Below are 15,165 nucleotides of genomic sequence, written 5' to 3' on the forward strand. Positions count from 1 at the left end.
TTTTGATCGAGTGAATCCACCATGAGCCTTTCTTCTCAACACCCGCCCTTGCTGCGATCGGTCGAGGCGGCGAACTTCGAAGCCTTGCTGGAAACCATCGGTGCACAACTCGGCGCCACGGCGCACCTTTATGACGAAAGCGGCGCCTTCCCCCAGGACAATTTCAAGCTGCTGCAGGAGCACGGCCTGGTCGCGCTGACCGTGCCCAAAGCCCTCGGCGGTGGTGGCGCGAATCTGGCCCAGGCACGCAAGGCGATCAGCGCAATCGCCAAGGGTGAACCCTCGACGGCGTTGATCCTGGTGATGCAGTACATCCAGCACGCACGCCTGCAAGACAGTAAAACCTGGCCCGAAGCATTGCGCCTGCAAGTGGCGCAAGACGCCGTCCAGCAAGGCGCGTTGATCAACGCCCTGCGGGTCGAGCCCGACCTCGGCACCCCGGCTCGCGGTGGCTTGCCAGCGACCGTTGCCCGGCGCACCTCCGCCGGTTGGCGCATCAGTGGCCGAAAAATATACTCCACCGGCAGTCATGGCCTGACATGGTTCAGCGTCTGGGCGCGCAGCACCGATGAAGATCCGCTGGTCGGTGCCTGGCTGGTGCACAAGGACACACCCGGCATCAGCATCATCGAGGATTGGGACCATCTGGGTATGCGCGCCACGTGCAGCCACGAAGTGGTGTTCGACAATGTGCTGGTGCCGCTGGATCATGCCGTCAGCGTCAGCCCCTGGAGCGCGCCGCAACCCGAACTCGATGGCGACGGCTTCCTGTGGATGTCGGTGTTGCTCTCGTCGGTTTACGACGGCGTCGCCCAAGCCGCTCGCGACTGGTTGGTGGGTTGGCTGGAACAACGCAAGCCATCCAACCTCGGCGCGTCGCTCTCCACCCTTCCGCGCTTTCAGGAAACCGTCGGGCACATCGACACGCTGTTGTTCGCCAACCGCAGCCTGCTGGATTGCGCCGCCGAAGGACGCACGCCGGCCATTAACGCCGCGCAACTGAAGTACCTGGTGACCGGCAACGCCATCCGCGCCGTCGAGTTGGCCATCGAGGCGTCTGGCAACCCCGGCCTGTCCCGCACAAATCCGCTGCAACGGCATTACCGCGATGTGCTGTGCAGCCGTGTTCACACGCCGCAGAACGATGCCGTGCTGCAAGGTGTCGGCAGAGCGGTCTTCGCCCAGCACCAGCAAAAGGAACGCCCATGAGCCAGCTCATTATCGCCAGCCAACTGGATGAAGACTTCAACGATGTGATTCGTCAGCGCCTCGCACACACGCATCCTGACGCCCGATTAATCGATGTGCCAAGCGGCGTACCCAGCGACCTGCCGACTGAAGTCAGTATTTTGCTGGCGCGGCCAATCAATGTTCGCGGCTATCTGGCGCCGGACACACCGCCGCCGGGTTGGCCCTACGGTTTGAAGTGGGTTCAGGTGGTGTCTTCCGGCATCGACTTCTACCCCCAATGGCTGTTCAACGGCCCGCCGGTGAGCACTTCCCGGGGCAGCGCCGCCGAGAACATCGCCGAGTTCGCCCTGGCCGCGATCTTCGCTGCCGCCAAGCGTCTGCCGGACATTTGGGTGCATGACTCGCAATGGAATTTCACCGCACTGACGCCGCTCAAGGGCACCACCTTAGGGATTCTCGGCTTCGGTGCCATCGGCCGCAGCCTGGCGAGCAAGGCCCACGCCTTGGGCATCAATGTGCTGGCGTTGCGTCAGAGTCAGACGCCGTTCGAGGTGGAAGGCGTCGAAGCCGCGCGCGATATCCATGACCTGTTTGCCCGTTCCGACCATCTGGTGCTGGCCGCGCCGTTGACCGGCGCGACCCGGCATATCGTCAACAGCGCGGTGCTCGCCAGCGCCAAACCCGGCCTGCATCTGATCAATATCGCCCGCGGCGGTCTGCTGGATCACGGGGCGTTGCTTGAAGCACTGGACAGCGGAGCGATCGGCCTGGCTTCGCTGGACGTCACCGATCCCGAGCCACTGCCCGAAGGACATCCGTTCTACACCCATCCACGGGTGCGCTTGTCACCCCATACCTCGGCGATTTCCACCAACAGTGGCCATGAGATAGCTGACAGTTTCCTGGCCAACCTTGAGCGTTATCTCAACGGTTTGGCGTTGCAGAATCAGGCGAACGTACAACGCGGGTATTGAATCCAGCTGGTCTACCGTCTTCGCGGGCAAGCCACGTTCCTGTAGGAGCGAGGCTTGCCCGCGAATGCGTTTTAACTGCCCACATAAACATCAGCTTTACGCATTTCAAAACAATACTTAATGTCAATTTTTTATAATTAACTTATAACCAATCGGACTTTTACAGCGCCTTATTATACAAATACTGTTACAACCATCACCGACCCCTGACCAGGTGGAGGCCCACGGAACTGCACGTTTTTCCGGCCGACACCACTCCACGGTCAACTGCCACACCCACAACCTGAAAACGGCTCAAGCCCCCCGCCGCCATGGCTTTCGAAACATGGCCCCGGCAACGCTTTGCCCAAAAAAACATAACGACGCCAACGCTGCGCTTACACACTTGGGGTTCACCATGCACAACACCTTCACTGCAAACCGTTTGACGCTGGCCGTGTCGCTGGCGATGTTCGGGTTGTCGGCCCACGCCGAAGAAAACACCATGGATGGTGCCCTCCCCGTTGTCACAGTCACCGCCGAACACCACAGCGAAGACCTGCAAAAAACCCCGCTGGCGATTTCCGCGTTCGACGAAAAAGCCCTGGACGACAAGCAGATCAAAAGCATCCGCGACCTCTCCGGGCAAGTGCCGAACCTGACCCTCAGCCGCCAGTCGATCTCCTACAGCGCCCAGACCTACGGGATTCGTGGCATCGGCGAAACCGATCCGATCCAGGAATCCGCCGTCGCGGTGTACGCCGATGACCTGTACATCCCGCGCGCCATTTCCTCGATGCTCGACTTCAACGACGTCGAGCGCGTCGAAGTGTTGCGCGGCCCGCAAGGCACGCTGTATGGACGCAACAGCAGCGCCGGCGCGATCCGCGTGATCACCCGCGATCCGACCCAGGAAACCCGGGGTTTCTTCGAGCTCGGTGCCGGCAACTACAACGCGCAGAACGGCCGATTGCTGATCAGTGGCCCGCTGGTGGACAACGCGTTGTTCGGCAGTTTTTCGGCGATTCGCCTGACCCGTGACGGCACCGTCTCCAACCCGACCCGTGGCGAGGATGTGAACAACGTCGACATCCAGTCCTACCGCGGCAAGTTGCGCTTCAACCCGATCGATTCGCCGTGGGATGTGCAACTGACCCTGGCCGGTACCTTCGACCGTGGCGACACCACCAGCTATACACCGTTCGATGCCGACGGCCACTTCGATAAATTCAAGAGCTACAGCAGCCTCGACCCGAAGAACCGTCTCGACCAAGGCAGCTCGGTGCTGCGCGCAATCTACGCCATCGACGACCACTTGAACTTCAAATCGGTGACCGCTTATTCGGCGTTCAACCAGCCGGTGGACTATGACAACTCGGGCCAGGCAGCACTGATCCAGCAAAACCTGATCACCTACAAGCAGGACTACGCTACCCAGGAATTCCAGCTCAACGGCGACTACGACAAATTCAGCTTCAGCACCGGCCTGTACCTGTACCGCGAAAAATTCGAAGCCGACCGCGACAACCTCACCTATTCCGTGGCGCGCAATCGGGTGATTGGCCAGGGTCAATACAGCACAACCAACACTGAAAGCTACGCGTTGTACGGCCAGGGCAGTTACAAGATCACCCCACAGTTGTCGCTGATCGCCGGGCTGCGCTTCACCCGCGAACACAAGAACTTCGACTACACCAACTACGCGATCAACACTAACCGGCAGATCACCGGAACCAACTTCAGCGCCAATTCGAGCAAATCGTGGCAGTCCACCAGCCCCAAACTCGGCTTCGAATACGCCTGGACGCCGCACCTCAATCAGTACGCCTACGTCGCCAAAGGCTTCAAGGCCGGCGGCTACGACAACCGTGCGCCAACCCGGGCCGCCGCTGAGCAAGCGTTCTCGCCGGAAGACGTGACGACCTGGGAAACCGGCTTCAAAGGTGACTTCTTCGATCAGCGCCTGCGGGCCAACGTCGCGCTGTTCTACAACGACTACAAGGACTTGCAGACCAACGCCTACGACCCGGCGCTGGGTGTCAGCCTGCGGACCAACGTCGGCCAGGCACACACCTATGGCGTAGAACTGGAAACCCTGACTGCGCTGACCCGCGATCTGCAACTGACCGCCAATGTCGGCTACCTGGAAAGCCAGTACGACGACTTCGAGAATGCCAGCGGCGCCGGTGTCGATGCCAACGGCAAGCAGTTGGTGTTCTCGCCGCGCTGGAACGCCAGCGTCGGCCTCAACTACACCATCCCGGCCGGACTGCCCGGTACCTGGCTGGCGGGCACCGATGCGCAGTTCCAGACCAAGTCCTACGCCAACGCGCTCAACGACGACGTCCAGGAAATCCCCCAGCAGACCTTCTGGAACGCCAACACCCGTTACCTCTCCGGCGACGGTCACTGGACCACCACGCTGGCCGTGAAAAACCTGCTCGATCGCGCCTACCCGCAGTCGGTCGGCTACGTGCCCTCCAGTGGCGCCCGCTTCTACTCCATCAACGACCCGCGAACCCTCTTGTTGTCCGTGCGCTACGACCTCTGATCCCTGACGCGCCCCTACACCGGATTCCTTACCGCTTGAACGCAAGGAGCACCACGATGGCTGTTACCCGTAGAGAACTGATTTCCCGTATTGCCGCCGTCGGTGGCTATTCCGCCGCTGTCAGCGCCCTCGGTGCATTGGGGCTCACGCCTCAGGCCGTGGCGGCAACATTCAATCCGCTGCAACTGGGCAGCAGTGGCAAAGGCAAGCACGTGGTGGTGGTCGGTGCCGGTATATCCGGACTGGTCAGCGCCTACGAGCTGCGCAAGGCTGGCTTCACCGTGGCCATTCTCGAAGCGCGCGAGCGAGTGGGTGGACGCAACTGGACGCTGCGGCGCGGCACCAAGGTCGATTTCGACGATGGCATCAGCCAGACCGTCGACTTCGATGACGGGCAGTTTTTCAACGCCGGTCCCGCGCGTATTCCCAGCCATCACCAGACGATCCTCGGCTACTGCCGCGAACTGGGTGTCGAGCTGCAAGTGCTGGTCAACAGCAGCCGCAATGCGCTGGCCTTGCCCGATCCGAGCAAACCGGCATTCCAGTTACGCCAGGCGGTCAACGACACCCGCGGCCAACTGTCTGAATTGCTGGCGCGCACCGTCAGCCGCAAGGCCCTGGACCAGGACTTGAGCGTCGATGATCGCAAGGCGCTGCTCAATTTCCTCAAGGTCTATGGCGATCTCAACGCCGACTTCAAATACAAGGGCTCGGTGCGCTCGGGGTACACCCGCATTCCAGGTGCCGGCGATCAAACCGGCATCACCCGTGCGCCGCTGGAGCTACAGACCCTGCTCAATCCCAAGCTCTGGGGCGCGTTGGTGTTCGATGAGATCCCGGAGTTTTCCTCGACCATGTTCCAACCGGTTGGCGGCATGGACCGGATTCCCTACGCGTTCTACGACAAGCTCAAGGATACGGTGCGTTTCAACGCCGAGGTCAGCGACATTCAGACCTCCGAAAACGGCAGCCGCATCACCTACCGGGACCGCAAGACCGGCACCACCCAGACGCTGAGCGCCGATTACGCCATCGTCACGGTCCCCTTGCCGTTGCTGGCCAAGCTGCCGAGTAACTTCAGCCAGCCGTTCAAGCAAGCGATTCTCAGCGCGCAAAGCGATCAGGCCAACAAAGTCGCCTGGCAGTCGCCGCGTTTCTGGGAAACCGACTTCAACATCTACGGCGGATTGTCGTACCTGGACCATGAAGTCAAAGGTTTGTGGTACCCCAGCGACCGGTTGAACAGCGCCCAAGGGATTCTGGTCGCGGCCTACAACACCAGTGAATCGGCCCAGGCCTTCAGCAAGAAATCCCTCGCCGAGCAGTTCGCCTCCTCGCGGCAAGCGGTCGAACTACTGCACCCCGGCCACAGCACCAAGCTGCAAAAACCGGTGGCCATCAACTGGGCCAAGGTGCCCTTCAGCAAAGGCCCGTGGATCGTCAACGACGAGGTCGGCGAGAGCGCTTACCAAATCCTCAACGAGCCTCAGGGCCGCACGTACCTGGCCAGCGACGCCCTCGCCCATGGCGGCGTCGGCATTTGGCAGAACAGCGCAGCCGACTCGGCGCGACGCATCGTTTCCCTGATCGGCCGCCATGCCGAACGCCAGCAACCGGGCGTTGCCGCCTGATTTTTTCAATAAGGAACTGACCGATGAAAACCATGACTTTGCTCACAGGACTCCTCATGACCGCCACCGCCCTCAGCAGCCACGCCGACGAGATCAAACGCATCGCCCTGCCCAACTCCAGTTTCCCGATTTCGCTGGCGGTGTCGGTTCCGGCACAGACCGACCTGCTGTTTGTCAGCGGCCTGCTCGCCGACCTGCACGACCCGAAAGCACCGAAGGATTCCTTCGCTGCCTATGGCGACACCGCGACCCAGACCACCTCGATTCTCAACAAGCTCAAAGGCGTACTGCAAAGCCAAGGACTGGACCTGGGTGATGTGGTGCAACTTCGGGTGTTTCTGGTGGGCGATCCGGCCAAGGGCGGCAAGCTCGATTTCGCCGGGCTGCAGGAAGGCTATACGCCGTTCTTCGGCAGCGCCGCGCAACCGAACAAACCGGCACGCACCGCCGTGCAGGTAGTCGCCCTGCCGCTACCGGGCGGGCTGGTCGAAATCGAAGCCGTCGCCGCTCGCAAGAAGTGACACGGACCTTAGCCGACATTCAGGAGCTTCACTCTCATGCTCAACTGCCAAACACGCGCCGCGCCTGCCTACCGCCCGTTATTGCTGCCGCTGTCGATTGCCTGTGGCCTGGCCTCGTTCAACATCGAGGCCGCCGAAAGCAGCTCACCGACTCTCGACACGGTAGTCGTCACGGGTAACCGTGGCACCGTCCAACGCACCGTCACCACCAGCCCGACTCCGATCGACGTGGTGACCGGCGAACAATTGCGTTCGGTGGGCAAACCGAGCCTGTTGGAGGCGCTGAGCAAGTTCATCCCATCCTTCAACCTGCCCGACCGCGCCGGTTGGGATGCCAGCGGCGTGGTTCGCTCGGCTACCCTGCGGGGGCTGACAGCGTCCCATGTGTTGGTGCTGGTCAACGGCAAGCGCCGGCATACCAGCGCCACGTTGAACATCAACGGCATCAACAGCGGCGCGGCACCCAGCGACCTCGACCTGATCCCGGTGGCGTCCATCGATCACATCGAGGTGTTGCGCGATGGCGCAGCGGCACAGTACGGCTCGGATGCCATTTCCGGGGTGATCAACATCATCCTCAAGCAAACCACCGGCGGCAGTTCCGACACCACCCTCGGCCAGGGCTATGACGGCAAACGCGGGACCGCGCAGGAGGCGCTCAATTATGGTTTTCAAGTCGGCGAAGCCGGTGTACTCAATGTCTCGCTCGACACCCGCTATCAGGAACGCGACAACAAGGCCGGCAGCAACGGCTACAGTGCGCATTACTATCCGCAAGCCGACGGTTCGCCCGACCCACGCGAGGCCGATGCCAGCCACCACACTTACAAGGGTTACGGACTGCCCCGCAGCCAACTGGCCGATGTCGCCTACAACTTCGACCTGCCGTTGAACGATGCCGTCACGCTCTACTCGTTCTCGACCCTGGCCACCCGGGAGAACAATGACGGCCAGAATTTCCGCCTGCCCAGCGGCCGCAATACCATCACCACCGGTCCCAACGGTTACCCCGACGGTTACAGCCCCTACTGGCTGATCAACGAAACCGACTTCCAGTCCGCCTTCGGCGCCAAGGGCGAGGATTTCGGCGGCTGGGCCTGGGACCTGAGCAGCACCTACGGGCGTAACTACGCCAAGCAACGCACCTACAACAACCAGAACCCGTCGCTGGGCGAAAACACCCCGAACAAGTTCACCTCCGGCATTTACATCGCGGATCAATTGACCAGTAATCTGGATCTGAAAAACAGCTATGAAATCGGCCTGGCCAAGCCGCTGGATGTCGCCTTCGGCTTCGAGCACCGACGTGAAAGCTACGAGACCCGCGCCGGCTCCGAAGCCTCGTATATCGATGGCGGTTACGTGTTCCCCGCCGGCCATCCGCGCGCCGGGCAGCGTCCCGATCCGGGCGCCCAGGTCACCAACGGCATTACTCCTGAAGACGCACAGAAAGTCAGCCGCAACAGCGTCGCCAGCTACATCGACCTGGGTTTCTACCCCGTCGAGCAGTGGTACCTCGGCGTCGCCGCACGGTACGAGCATTACAACGAAGGCGTCGGTGGCACCCGCAGCGGCAAACTCAGCACCCGCTACGAATTCAACCCGGTGTTTTCGGTGCGCGGCACCGTCAGTAATGGCTTTCGCGCGCCGTCGCTGGCCAATCAGATTTTCACCGCGCGCTCGACCGGGTTCGACACCATTAATGGCGTCTACCAGTCTTACAACTACGTGGTTCTGCCGGTGGATTCGGCCGGCGCCCAGGCCCTTGGGGCCGAGTCGTTGAAACCCGAACGCTCGACCAACTTCAGTCTCGGTTTCGCCCTGACTCCCAGTGAAGACCTGAGCCTGACCGTGGACGGCTACGTCATCAACCTGCGCGACCGCCTGGTGCTCAGCGAACGTTTCCAGGGCCCGGGCGTCGCCGCCCTGCTCGACAGCATTGGCGTGCCGGCCACCGCCGGTGCGCAGTACTTCACCAACGGCGCCAACACCCGGACGTCCGGGGTCGATGTGGTCGGCAATTACCGGCAGAACCTGAACCAGTTCGGCTCGGTGAGATGGACTGCGGCACTGAACTACAACCACACGAAAATCCTCAGCGTCAACGACACACCGTCACAACTGACCGCCCTGGGCGACTTCCAGCTGCTCGGACGCCAATCGCGAGCACTGATTACCAAAACCTCCCCCAGCAGCAAGATGATCTTCTCCGCCGACTGGGCGATCAGCGACTTCGACGTCAACCTGCGGCTGACCCGTTATGGCACCTACACCGAGGTCAACAGCTCGAGCGATCCAAGCCTGGATCGCGAGTATTCGGCCAAATGGATCACCGACCTCGACGTGGCCTATGCGCTCAACAAACAACTGACCGTCGCCGTCGGCGCGCAGAACCTGTTCGACAAGTACCCGGACCATATCGGCGTAAGCAACTCTTCGTTCGGCGATAACTGGGGCAGTTTTTCACCCTTCGGCTTCACCGGCGGTTACTACTACACCCGCGTGCAATACGCGTTCTGATGCCTGCAAAGTCGCCTAAGCTAATACTCAAAAAATATTTATAAATCGGTTTTTAGAACAATAGGATTCATAGGTGGTTACCCCTCCCTTACTAATTGTCGAGCATGCCATGTCGAAACTCATCAAGAACCCCGGGGCGATATTCCGTCGTCCTGTCCTGGCCGGCCTGGTCGTTGCGCTGGCCTTGTCGTCTCTGACACTCCCGGCTCAGGCCCGGGAAAAGCTACGCATCGGTTACCAGAAGTCATCGACCCTGATCACTCTGCTGAAAACCCAAGGCAAGCTGGACAAGGCACTCGCCCAGGCGAACATCGACGTGAGCTGGCATGAGTTCCCCAGTGGCTTGCCACTGCTGGAGGCGTTGAATGTCGGCAATATTGATGTCAGCGCCGACGTGGCGGATACCGTGCCGATATTTGCTCAGGCTGCACAGGCCAGGCTGACTTACTTTGCGCAAGAGGCACCCTCGCCTTCAGCCCAGGCAATCGTCGTGCGAAACGATTCGCCGTTGCAGCAACTGGCAGATTTAAAAGGCAAAAAAGTCGCGGTAACCAAGGCGGCCGGAGCCCACTATTTGTTGATCGCGGCCCTGAATAAGGCGGGCCTGAAGTTTTCTGACATACAACCTGCATACCTGTCACCCGCCGATGGCCGGGCGGCTTTCGAAAATCAGAAGGTCGACGCCTGGGTCACATGGGAACCCTTCCTCAGCGGCGTGCAGCGTCAACTACCGACGCGCACCCTGGCCGACGGCAGTGGCTTGGCCAGCTACAAGCGTTATTACCTGACCAGCACGAGCTACGCCAAGGCGCACCCTGAAGTCCTCAAGCTGGTTTACGAGCAACTGCATGAAGCCGGTAATTGGGTTAAAAACCATCCCCGTGATGCGGCTCAAGTCCTGGGGCCGCTGTGGGGCGACCTCGATGTGGAAACAGTCGAAGCAGCCAACGCCCATCGCAGTTACCAGATACAACCGGTGAAAGCCGATCAGTTGGGCGAACAGCAGAAAATTGCCGATGCTTTTTTTGCCGCGGGCTTATTGCCCAAGGCGGTAGATGCCCACGATGTAGAGATCTGGAAACCCGTTAGCCAATAGTACGGCCGAGCGCGTCCGAAGCATTGTGCAAAGGTAACGAATTCATGTGGCCTCGATCGATTCTCGATGGAATGACAATCCAGGGTGTCGACCCAAAGGCTTCCTTCCTGGATATCCTTGTTTGGGCGATGGCGGCCACGCACTGACGAAAATACACCCCCCATCCGTGCGGGCTGCGATGCATCGTTCAACTCAGTCTGCGGCGATCTGCGCTCCTCCCTTGCGCGGCTCGGCACTGAAAAACAGAACTTTGATCACGATGACAAATACGGCCAGCGCCGCAAATAGCAAACCACTGTACAGGGTGCCCTGCAAACCCATGCGCGCCAGGAACCACCCACCCGTCGTTGACCCGATCGTCACCCCCAGGTTGATGAACGAGATATAAATGCCGGTGGCGAATTCGGGCGCTTCCGGCGCTTCGGAGGTCAGCCATATCTGCGTGACGATCAGCCCGCTGGTATGGGTCGCGCCCCAGATCACCACAATAATCAACATTGTCATCAGGGACGGACCGGCGAACAGGTACAACAGCCCATAGGCACCGGCCAGCAGGATCGGGTGCAGGAGCGTTGTCCGGACCATGTTCTGCCCGATCAGCTTGCCGGCATACAGATTGCCCGCGACGCCGCCAATACCGAAGATCACCAACAGGATGCTGATCATCTGCGCGCTCATGCCCGCTTCCTTGGCCAGGTACTCGGCCGAGTAGCTGTACGCGGAAAACATCGCGGCGAAAATCAGCGTCGAGGCGGTGATGTTCAGCCAGAGTGGAAATTTACGCAAAATAGCCAACTGCTCTTTGTAGGAAATGCGGGTTTTATCGGGGGCGTCCGGCAGCCGGGCAATGATCCCCAGGCCGGCAATGCAGTTGACCACCGCACAGAACAGAAACGAGGCCTCATAGGAAAACTGCGCCGCGATCAGTGTCGTCAACGGCACCCCCAACACCATGCCCATACTGGTACCGACAAAGGCCTTGGCGGCTGCACGGGTTGATTCCTGCGGTGGGTACAGCGAAACGGCTGCGACAAAGGCCAGGGAAAAGTACACAGGGTGAAACAGCGCCGGGATGATGCGCAGCACCATCAGCGACTCAAAGTTGGGCGCATAGGCCGACAACACACTGGTGCCGGCAAAAATGAACAACGCAATAGTGAGGATTTTTTTACGGTTGAAGCGTGACAGCAGCAGCACCATGATCGGGCCGAATACCGCAATGATCAGCGCGAACAACCCCACCAACAGGCCGGCCTGGGATGCACTGATCGAGAAGCGCTCGATAATCACCGGAAGAATCCCGACGACACCGAACTCAATGGTGTAAACCCCAAACAGGCCCAGTGCGAGAAAGTAGATCGGATGGAGCATTTTCATGATTCGGACTCCAGCGTGACCACGACTTTGCCAAACTGCTCGCCCGCTTCCAGGTACTGATGGGCGGCGACGACCGGCACCACCGCCAGTTCGGCATAGCTGCCCCATTGCGCGATAGAGGCGGCTAACCGCACAACGCGCGTCATTGTCTGTCCTCGTATTCCCCGTAAACGGCGTTGCAAAGGTCAACGGTGAACTGACCGAACATGCCTTCGAAGGCGGTATTGGTGAAGGCAACGACCGTCAATTGTTCGACCGGGTCGACAAACCAGGAGTGTCCGTAGGCACCGCCCAACCGCCAGCTGCCAACCGATTCGGCTGTCTGTGCGGCGGTCGGGTCCTTGAGCACGGTAAAGCCCAGACCGAAGCCGCGACCGGGCCAGTTTTCCAGTTCGAGCTCGCCGGTCTGGTTGCTGGTCATTTCCTCGACCAGCGCTTTAGGTAACAACGGCGCGCCCCCTTTGCGCAGGGTTTCGAGCAACTGGAGGAATTCACCGGCGCTGCCGATCAAGCCCGAGCCACCTGAGTTGAAAGCCTGTGGATCGAGGGCCCGGCCCGGCTCCAGCTTGATGCCGGCAGTGCCTTCAAAAACCGGCACCACTTCCAGTTCTTTCATGCGCCGCGGTTGAGGCTGATCATTCAGGTATGCCGGGCTCAGGCGGCTGGCGTCAGACACGCTGAAACCGACATCGCCCAAGCCCAGTGGCTTGGCAATCAGTGTGTCGATGGCGACAGCCAGCGAAGTACCGGTGACCGCCGCGATCACGCCACCCAGCACATCGGTCGCAATCGAGTAGCCCCACGAGCTGCCCGGTTTGTACAACAAGGGCGCGTGGCTCAGGCGACGCAGGTTTTCTTCCAGCGTCAGGTTGCTGCGCTCCATGCCATCGGACACACCGGCATCGCGATAAGGGCCACCTTGATCGCTTTCCAGAAAACCATACGTAAAGCCGGCGGTATGGCTCAGCAACTGGCGCACCGTGATCGTCGCCGGCTGGCCGTCGCTCAGCGTTGGCTTGAAGTAAGGCAACCAGCGGGTGATATCGTCATCCAGGTTGAGTTTGCCCTGGCCGATCAGTGCCAGTGCCGCCACCGAAACGATCGGCTTGGATACCGAAGACAGCCTAAACAAGGCATCCTCACGCATCGGTAACTGCGCCTCACGGTCGGCCAACCCGGCCGCGCGCTGGTAAATGAGCTTGCCACGGTGAGCCACCAGTACCACCGCGCCCACCAGGCGCTGATCGTGCAGGGTCTGCTCCAGCACCGTGTCGATGCGCGAAGCCAGCTGGACGGGTGCAAACGAGCGTAGAGACTGTAATGGGCGAAGCGGTTCGTTGACTGACATTGGCGGACCTGAATAGTTGAATGAATGACTCGATGTCTCGATGGTAGAGCCGGCCGTTGTCGGGAAACAGAGGTTACAATTCCGAGGTCCACGGACCTTTTTGTCCGCAATCAAAGGAGTGAGTGTTGGATAAGCTCAATGGCATCACGGTGTTCGTGCAGGTCGCCGAAAGCCTCAGTTTTGTTGGGGCCGGCCGCTTGTTGGGGATCTCCGCCTCGGCGGTGGGCAAGAGCATCGCGCGCATGGAAGAGAAACTCGGTGCACGCCTGTTCCATCGCAATACCCGCAGCATCAACCTGACCAGCGAAGGCTCGTTGTTTCTGGAGCGCTGCCGTCGGGTGCTCAACGAACTGGAAGCTGCCGAGCAGGAACTCTCCAGCGCCAGCGAGACACCCCGAGGTAAATTGCGCATCAGCCTGCCGCTGCTGGGTAACGTCCTGTTCATGCAGCTCTCGCGATTCATGCAGCGCTATCCGCAAATCCAGCTGGAACTGGACTTCACCGATCGGCTGGTGGACGTGGTCGAGGAAGGTTTCGACGCCGTGGTGCGTACCGGTCAGTTGCACGACTCCCGGTTAATGGCCAGGAAACTCGACAGCTTCAGCTTCTACCTCGTCGGCGCCCCCCGTTACTTTGCGAGCCACGGCTACCCGCAGAATGTCGAGCAACTGCAGGAACACCACTGCCTGCATTACAAACTGCCCTCCACGGGCAAACTGGAAAAATGGCCACTGTCGGGGCTTGCCGAAGGCACCGAGTTGAAAGTACCGGCCACGATGGTCTGCAATAACCTTGAAATGCTGATCCACATGGCCCGCCAAGGACTGGGCCTTGCCTGCGTCCCGGAGTTTGCGGTGCGCGAGGCACTGGCGGCCGGAGAGCTGGTGTCGATACTGTCCGATCAAGTGCTGCGCACGCTGGACATCCAGGTGGTATGGCCGTCAAGCCGCTACCTGACGCCGAAGTTGCGAGCGTTTATTGATTTTGTTTGTGATGGGGGTATTTGAGACCAGGCTGATTTGCATTTGCAAATCCGATGTCACGCCGCAGCTTTTAAACCGCCACTATTTATCCGTGAATGAAACACCCCATCGGTTGCATCCAGCCTTTGGGGTGCAATTCATCAAACATCCAGCCGCAGAAGCAACCATCAGGCTGCCGGCATCAACTCCCGCGTAAGCCACGTCGCCAGCCGCGAAATCATCAGCGTCCAGTCAGATCATGTTCATTGAGCAACGGCCGGAAAAATGCCATGGCCGCCTCGCGGGCCTGCAACAAGGTGAGCGTAAGGGACGGTCTGGGGGTCAGGATGGTTCACGCGGAAAAATAGGTCGAACGCTACGCCGGCCTGGAATACAAACACCAGGAGATGGGCCAGCCCAACCTCAGCACTGAGCGTCGCGATCTGGTGGTGCGCTGGATCAGCACCGTCGGCAACTACGACTACATGGCCGAAGCCTATTCGTTGGGCTGGAATAGCGGATGCAGGTCCTTCTACTTAGCAAAAAATAGATAGTCAGAGGATGTCGCGCAACTCAAGGGGCAAGCGTTCTTCTCTCGATAGGGACTGACAAAACAATGCTTGTACGTGTTTCACCGTACGCGTTGATCCTCGCAATGACATTCTCGATATCGGCCATTGACTTGGCATAGATCCTGATCAGGTAGGAGTCGTTACCCGTGATGTGTAGACACTCAACGACTTCGGGTATGTCGTTGAGCGTCGCTATCAATTTGGATTTCGCCGGCTTGAGGGTGGTGATGCCGACGACAGCAGATATGCCAAACCCTAGCTTGGTTGGATCTAACTGAGCGCTATAGCCCTTGATGACCCCGGAGTCTTCGAGTTTTCGCAGCCGATCAGTGGTGGCGGGAATAGAAAGACCCGCGTGCCTGGACAGCTCTGTGATGGAAATGCGACCACAGTCCTGCACCTTTCCCAGGATTTTTGTGTCTATACGATCCATGTACGTTTCC

General features: G+C 59.9%; 12 protein-coding genes and 2 pseudogenes. 9 read left to right on the plus strand and 5 right to left on the minus strand.

The window, feature by feature from the left end; translation table 11 throughout:
• Positions 1-21 precede the first annotated feature (21 nt).
• The 7 genes from AB7M22_RS13840 (at position 22) to AB7M22_RS13870 (ending at position 10,463) form a co-directional block, all read left to right on the plus strand.
• Positions 22-1,209: an acyl-CoA dehydrogenase family protein gene (locus AB7M22_RS13840; protein ID WP_454186724.1), complete on the plus strand. Its 1,188-nt coding sequence runs from the start codon at positions 22-24 to the stop codon at positions 1,207-1,209.
• A complete protein-coding gene (locus AB7M22_RS13845) occupies positions 1,206-2,165 on the plus strand; it encodes a D-isomer specific 2-hydroxyacid dehydrogenase family protein (RefSeq protein WP_454186725.1) in 960 nt (319 codons plus the stop codon). Before AB7M22_RS13840 ends, AB7M22_RS13845 begins: the two co-directional genes overlap by 4 nt.
• Before the next feature lie 397 nt (positions 2,166-2,562).
• Positions 2,563-4,695 carry a TonB-dependent receptor gene (locus AB7M22_RS13850; protein WP_454186726.1) on the plus strand — a complete coding sequence of 711 codons (2,133 nt, stop codon included), beginning with the start codon at positions 2,563-2,565 and terminating at the stop codon, positions 4,693-4,695.
• A gap of 56 nt (positions 4,696-4,751) precedes the next feature.
• Positions 4,752-6,326 carry a flavin monoamine oxidase family protein gene (locus AB7M22_RS13855; protein ID WP_454186727.1) on the plus strand — a complete coding sequence of 525 codons (1,575 nt, stop codon included), beginning with the start codon at positions 4,752-4,754 and terminating at the stop codon, positions 6,324-6,326.
• Between the two features lie 23 nt (positions 6,327-6,349).
• Positions 6,350-6,847: a RidA family protein gene (locus AB7M22_RS13860; RefSeq protein ID WP_008006142.1), complete on the plus strand. Its 498-nt coding sequence runs from the start codon at positions 6,350-6,352 to the stop codon at positions 6,845-6,847.
• 36 nt (positions 6,848-6,883) lie between these two features.
• The gene (locus tag AB7M22_RS13865; protein WP_454186728.1) at positions 6,884-9,367 is read left to right on the plus strand and encodes a TonB-dependent receptor plug domain-containing protein; all 2,484 of its coding nucleotides are present in this window, start codon (positions 6,884-6,886) and stop codon (positions 9,365-9,367) included.
• Between the two features lie 109 nt (positions 9,368-9,476).
• Positions 9,477-10,463: an aliphatic sulfonate ABC transporter substrate-binding protein gene (locus AB7M22_RS13870; protein ID WP_454186729.1), complete on the plus strand. Its 987-nt coding sequence runs from the start codon at positions 9,477-9,479 to the stop codon at positions 10,461-10,463.
• 192 nt (positions 10,464-10,655) lie between these two features.
• On the opposite strand, the gene AB7M22_RS13875 is transcribed toward AB7M22_RS13870, so the two are convergent.
• The 3 genes from AB7M22_RS13875 to AB7M22_RS13885 are packed head-to-tail and all read right to left on the minus strand — an operon-like array spanning position 10,656 to position 13,188.
• Positions 10,656-11,840, minus strand: coding sequence for an MFS transporter (locus AB7M22_RS13875; RefSeq protein ID WP_454186730.1), 1,185 nt, complete (start codon positions 11,838-11,840; stop codon positions 10,656-10,658).
• On the minus strand, positions 11,837-11,986 hold the full coding sequence (locus AB7M22_RS13880) for a hypothetical protein (protein ID WP_454186731.1): 150 nt from the start codon (positions 11,984-11,986) through the stop codon (positions 11,837-11,839). Before AB7M22_RS13880 ends, AB7M22_RS13875 begins: the two co-directional genes overlap by 4 nt.
• Positions 11,983-13,188, minus strand: a complete 1,206-nt coding sequence (locus AB7M22_RS13885) for a serine hydrolase domain-containing protein (RefSeq protein ID WP_454186732.1) — start codon at positions 13,186-13,188, stop codon at positions 11,983-11,985. Before AB7M22_RS13885 ends, AB7M22_RS13880 begins: the two co-directional genes overlap by 4 nt.
• Positions 13,189-13,313: 125 nt before the next feature.
• Here AB7M22_RS13885 and AB7M22_RS13890 point away from each other — a divergent pair, with 125 nt between their 5' ends.
• On the plus strand, positions 13,314-14,195 hold the full coding sequence (locus AB7M22_RS13890) for a LysR family transcriptional regulator (protein ID WP_454186733.1): 882 nt from the start codon (positions 13,314-13,316) through the stop codon (positions 14,193-14,195).
• Positions 14,196-14,400: 205 nt separating this feature from the next.
• Here the strand turns inward: AB7M22_RS13890 and AB7M22_RS13895 are convergent.
• A pseudogene (locus AB7M22_RS13895) lies at positions 14,401-14,499 on the minus strand (homoprotocatechuate degradation operon regulator HpaR); the annotation flags it as partial.
• Positions 14,500-14,521: 22 nt separating this feature from the next.
• Here AB7M22_RS13895 and AB7M22_RS13900 point away from each other — a divergent pair.
• A pseudogene (locus tag AB7M22_RS13900) lies at positions 14,522-14,638 on the plus strand (copper amine oxidase); the annotation flags it as partial.
• Positions 14,639-14,723: 85 nt separating this feature from the next.
• Here the strand turns inward: AB7M22_RS13900 and AB7M22_RS13905 are convergent.
• Positions 14,724-15,155, minus strand: coding sequence for an Lrp/AsnC family transcriptional regulator (locus tag AB7M22_RS13905; RefSeq protein ID WP_367375302.1), 432 nt, complete (start codon positions 15,153-15,155; stop codon positions 14,724-14,726).
• Between the last annotated feature and the right edge of the window lie 10 nt (positions 15,156-15,165).

This window comes from Pseudomonas sp. ADAK2 TE3594 (assembly GCF_053628675.1).

Coding starts and splice junctions, on each gene's coding strand:
- AB7M22_RS13870 (WP_454186729.1), top strand. CDS start 9,477: ATGTCGAAACTCATCAAGAACCCCGGGGCGATATTCCGTCGTCCTGTC.
- AB7M22_RS13850 (WP_454186726.1), top strand. CDS start 2,563: ATGCACAACACCTTCACTGCAAACCGTTTGACGCTGGCCGTGTCGCTG.
- AB7M22_RS13880 (WP_454186731.1), bottom strand. CDS start 11,986: ATGACGCGCGTTGTGCGGTTAGCCGCCTCTATCGCGCAATGGGGCAGC.
- AB7M22_RS13875 (WP_454186730.1), bottom strand. CDS start 11,840: ATGAAAATGCTCCATCCGATCTACTTTCTCGCACTGGGCCTGTTTGGG.
- AB7M22_RS13840 (WP_454186724.1), top strand. CDS start 22: ATGAGCCTTTCTTCTCAACACCCGCCCTTGCTGCGATCGGTCGAGGCG.
- AB7M22_RS13885 (WP_454186732.1), bottom strand. CDS start 13,188: ATGTCAGTCAACGAACCGCTTCGCCCATTACAGTCTCTACGCTCGTTT.
- AB7M22_RS13865 (WP_454186728.1), top strand. CDS start 6,884: ATGCTCAACTGCCAAACACGCGCCGCGCCTGCCTACCGCCCGTTATTG.
- AB7M22_RS13860 (WP_008006142.1), top strand. CDS start 6,350: ATGAAAACCATGACTTTGCTCACAGGACTCCTCATGACCGCCACCGCC.
- AB7M22_RS13905 (WP_367375302.1), bottom strand. CDS start 15,155: ATGGATCGTATAGACACAAAAATCCTGGGAAAGGTGCAGGACTGTGGT.
- AB7M22_RS13845 (WP_454186725.1), top strand. CDS start 1,206: ATGAGCCAGCTCATTATCGCCAGCCAACTGGATGAAGACTTCAACGAT.
- AB7M22_RS13855 (WP_454186727.1), top strand. CDS start 4,752: ATGGCTGTTACCCGTAGAGAACTGATTTCCCGTATTGCCGCCGTCGGT.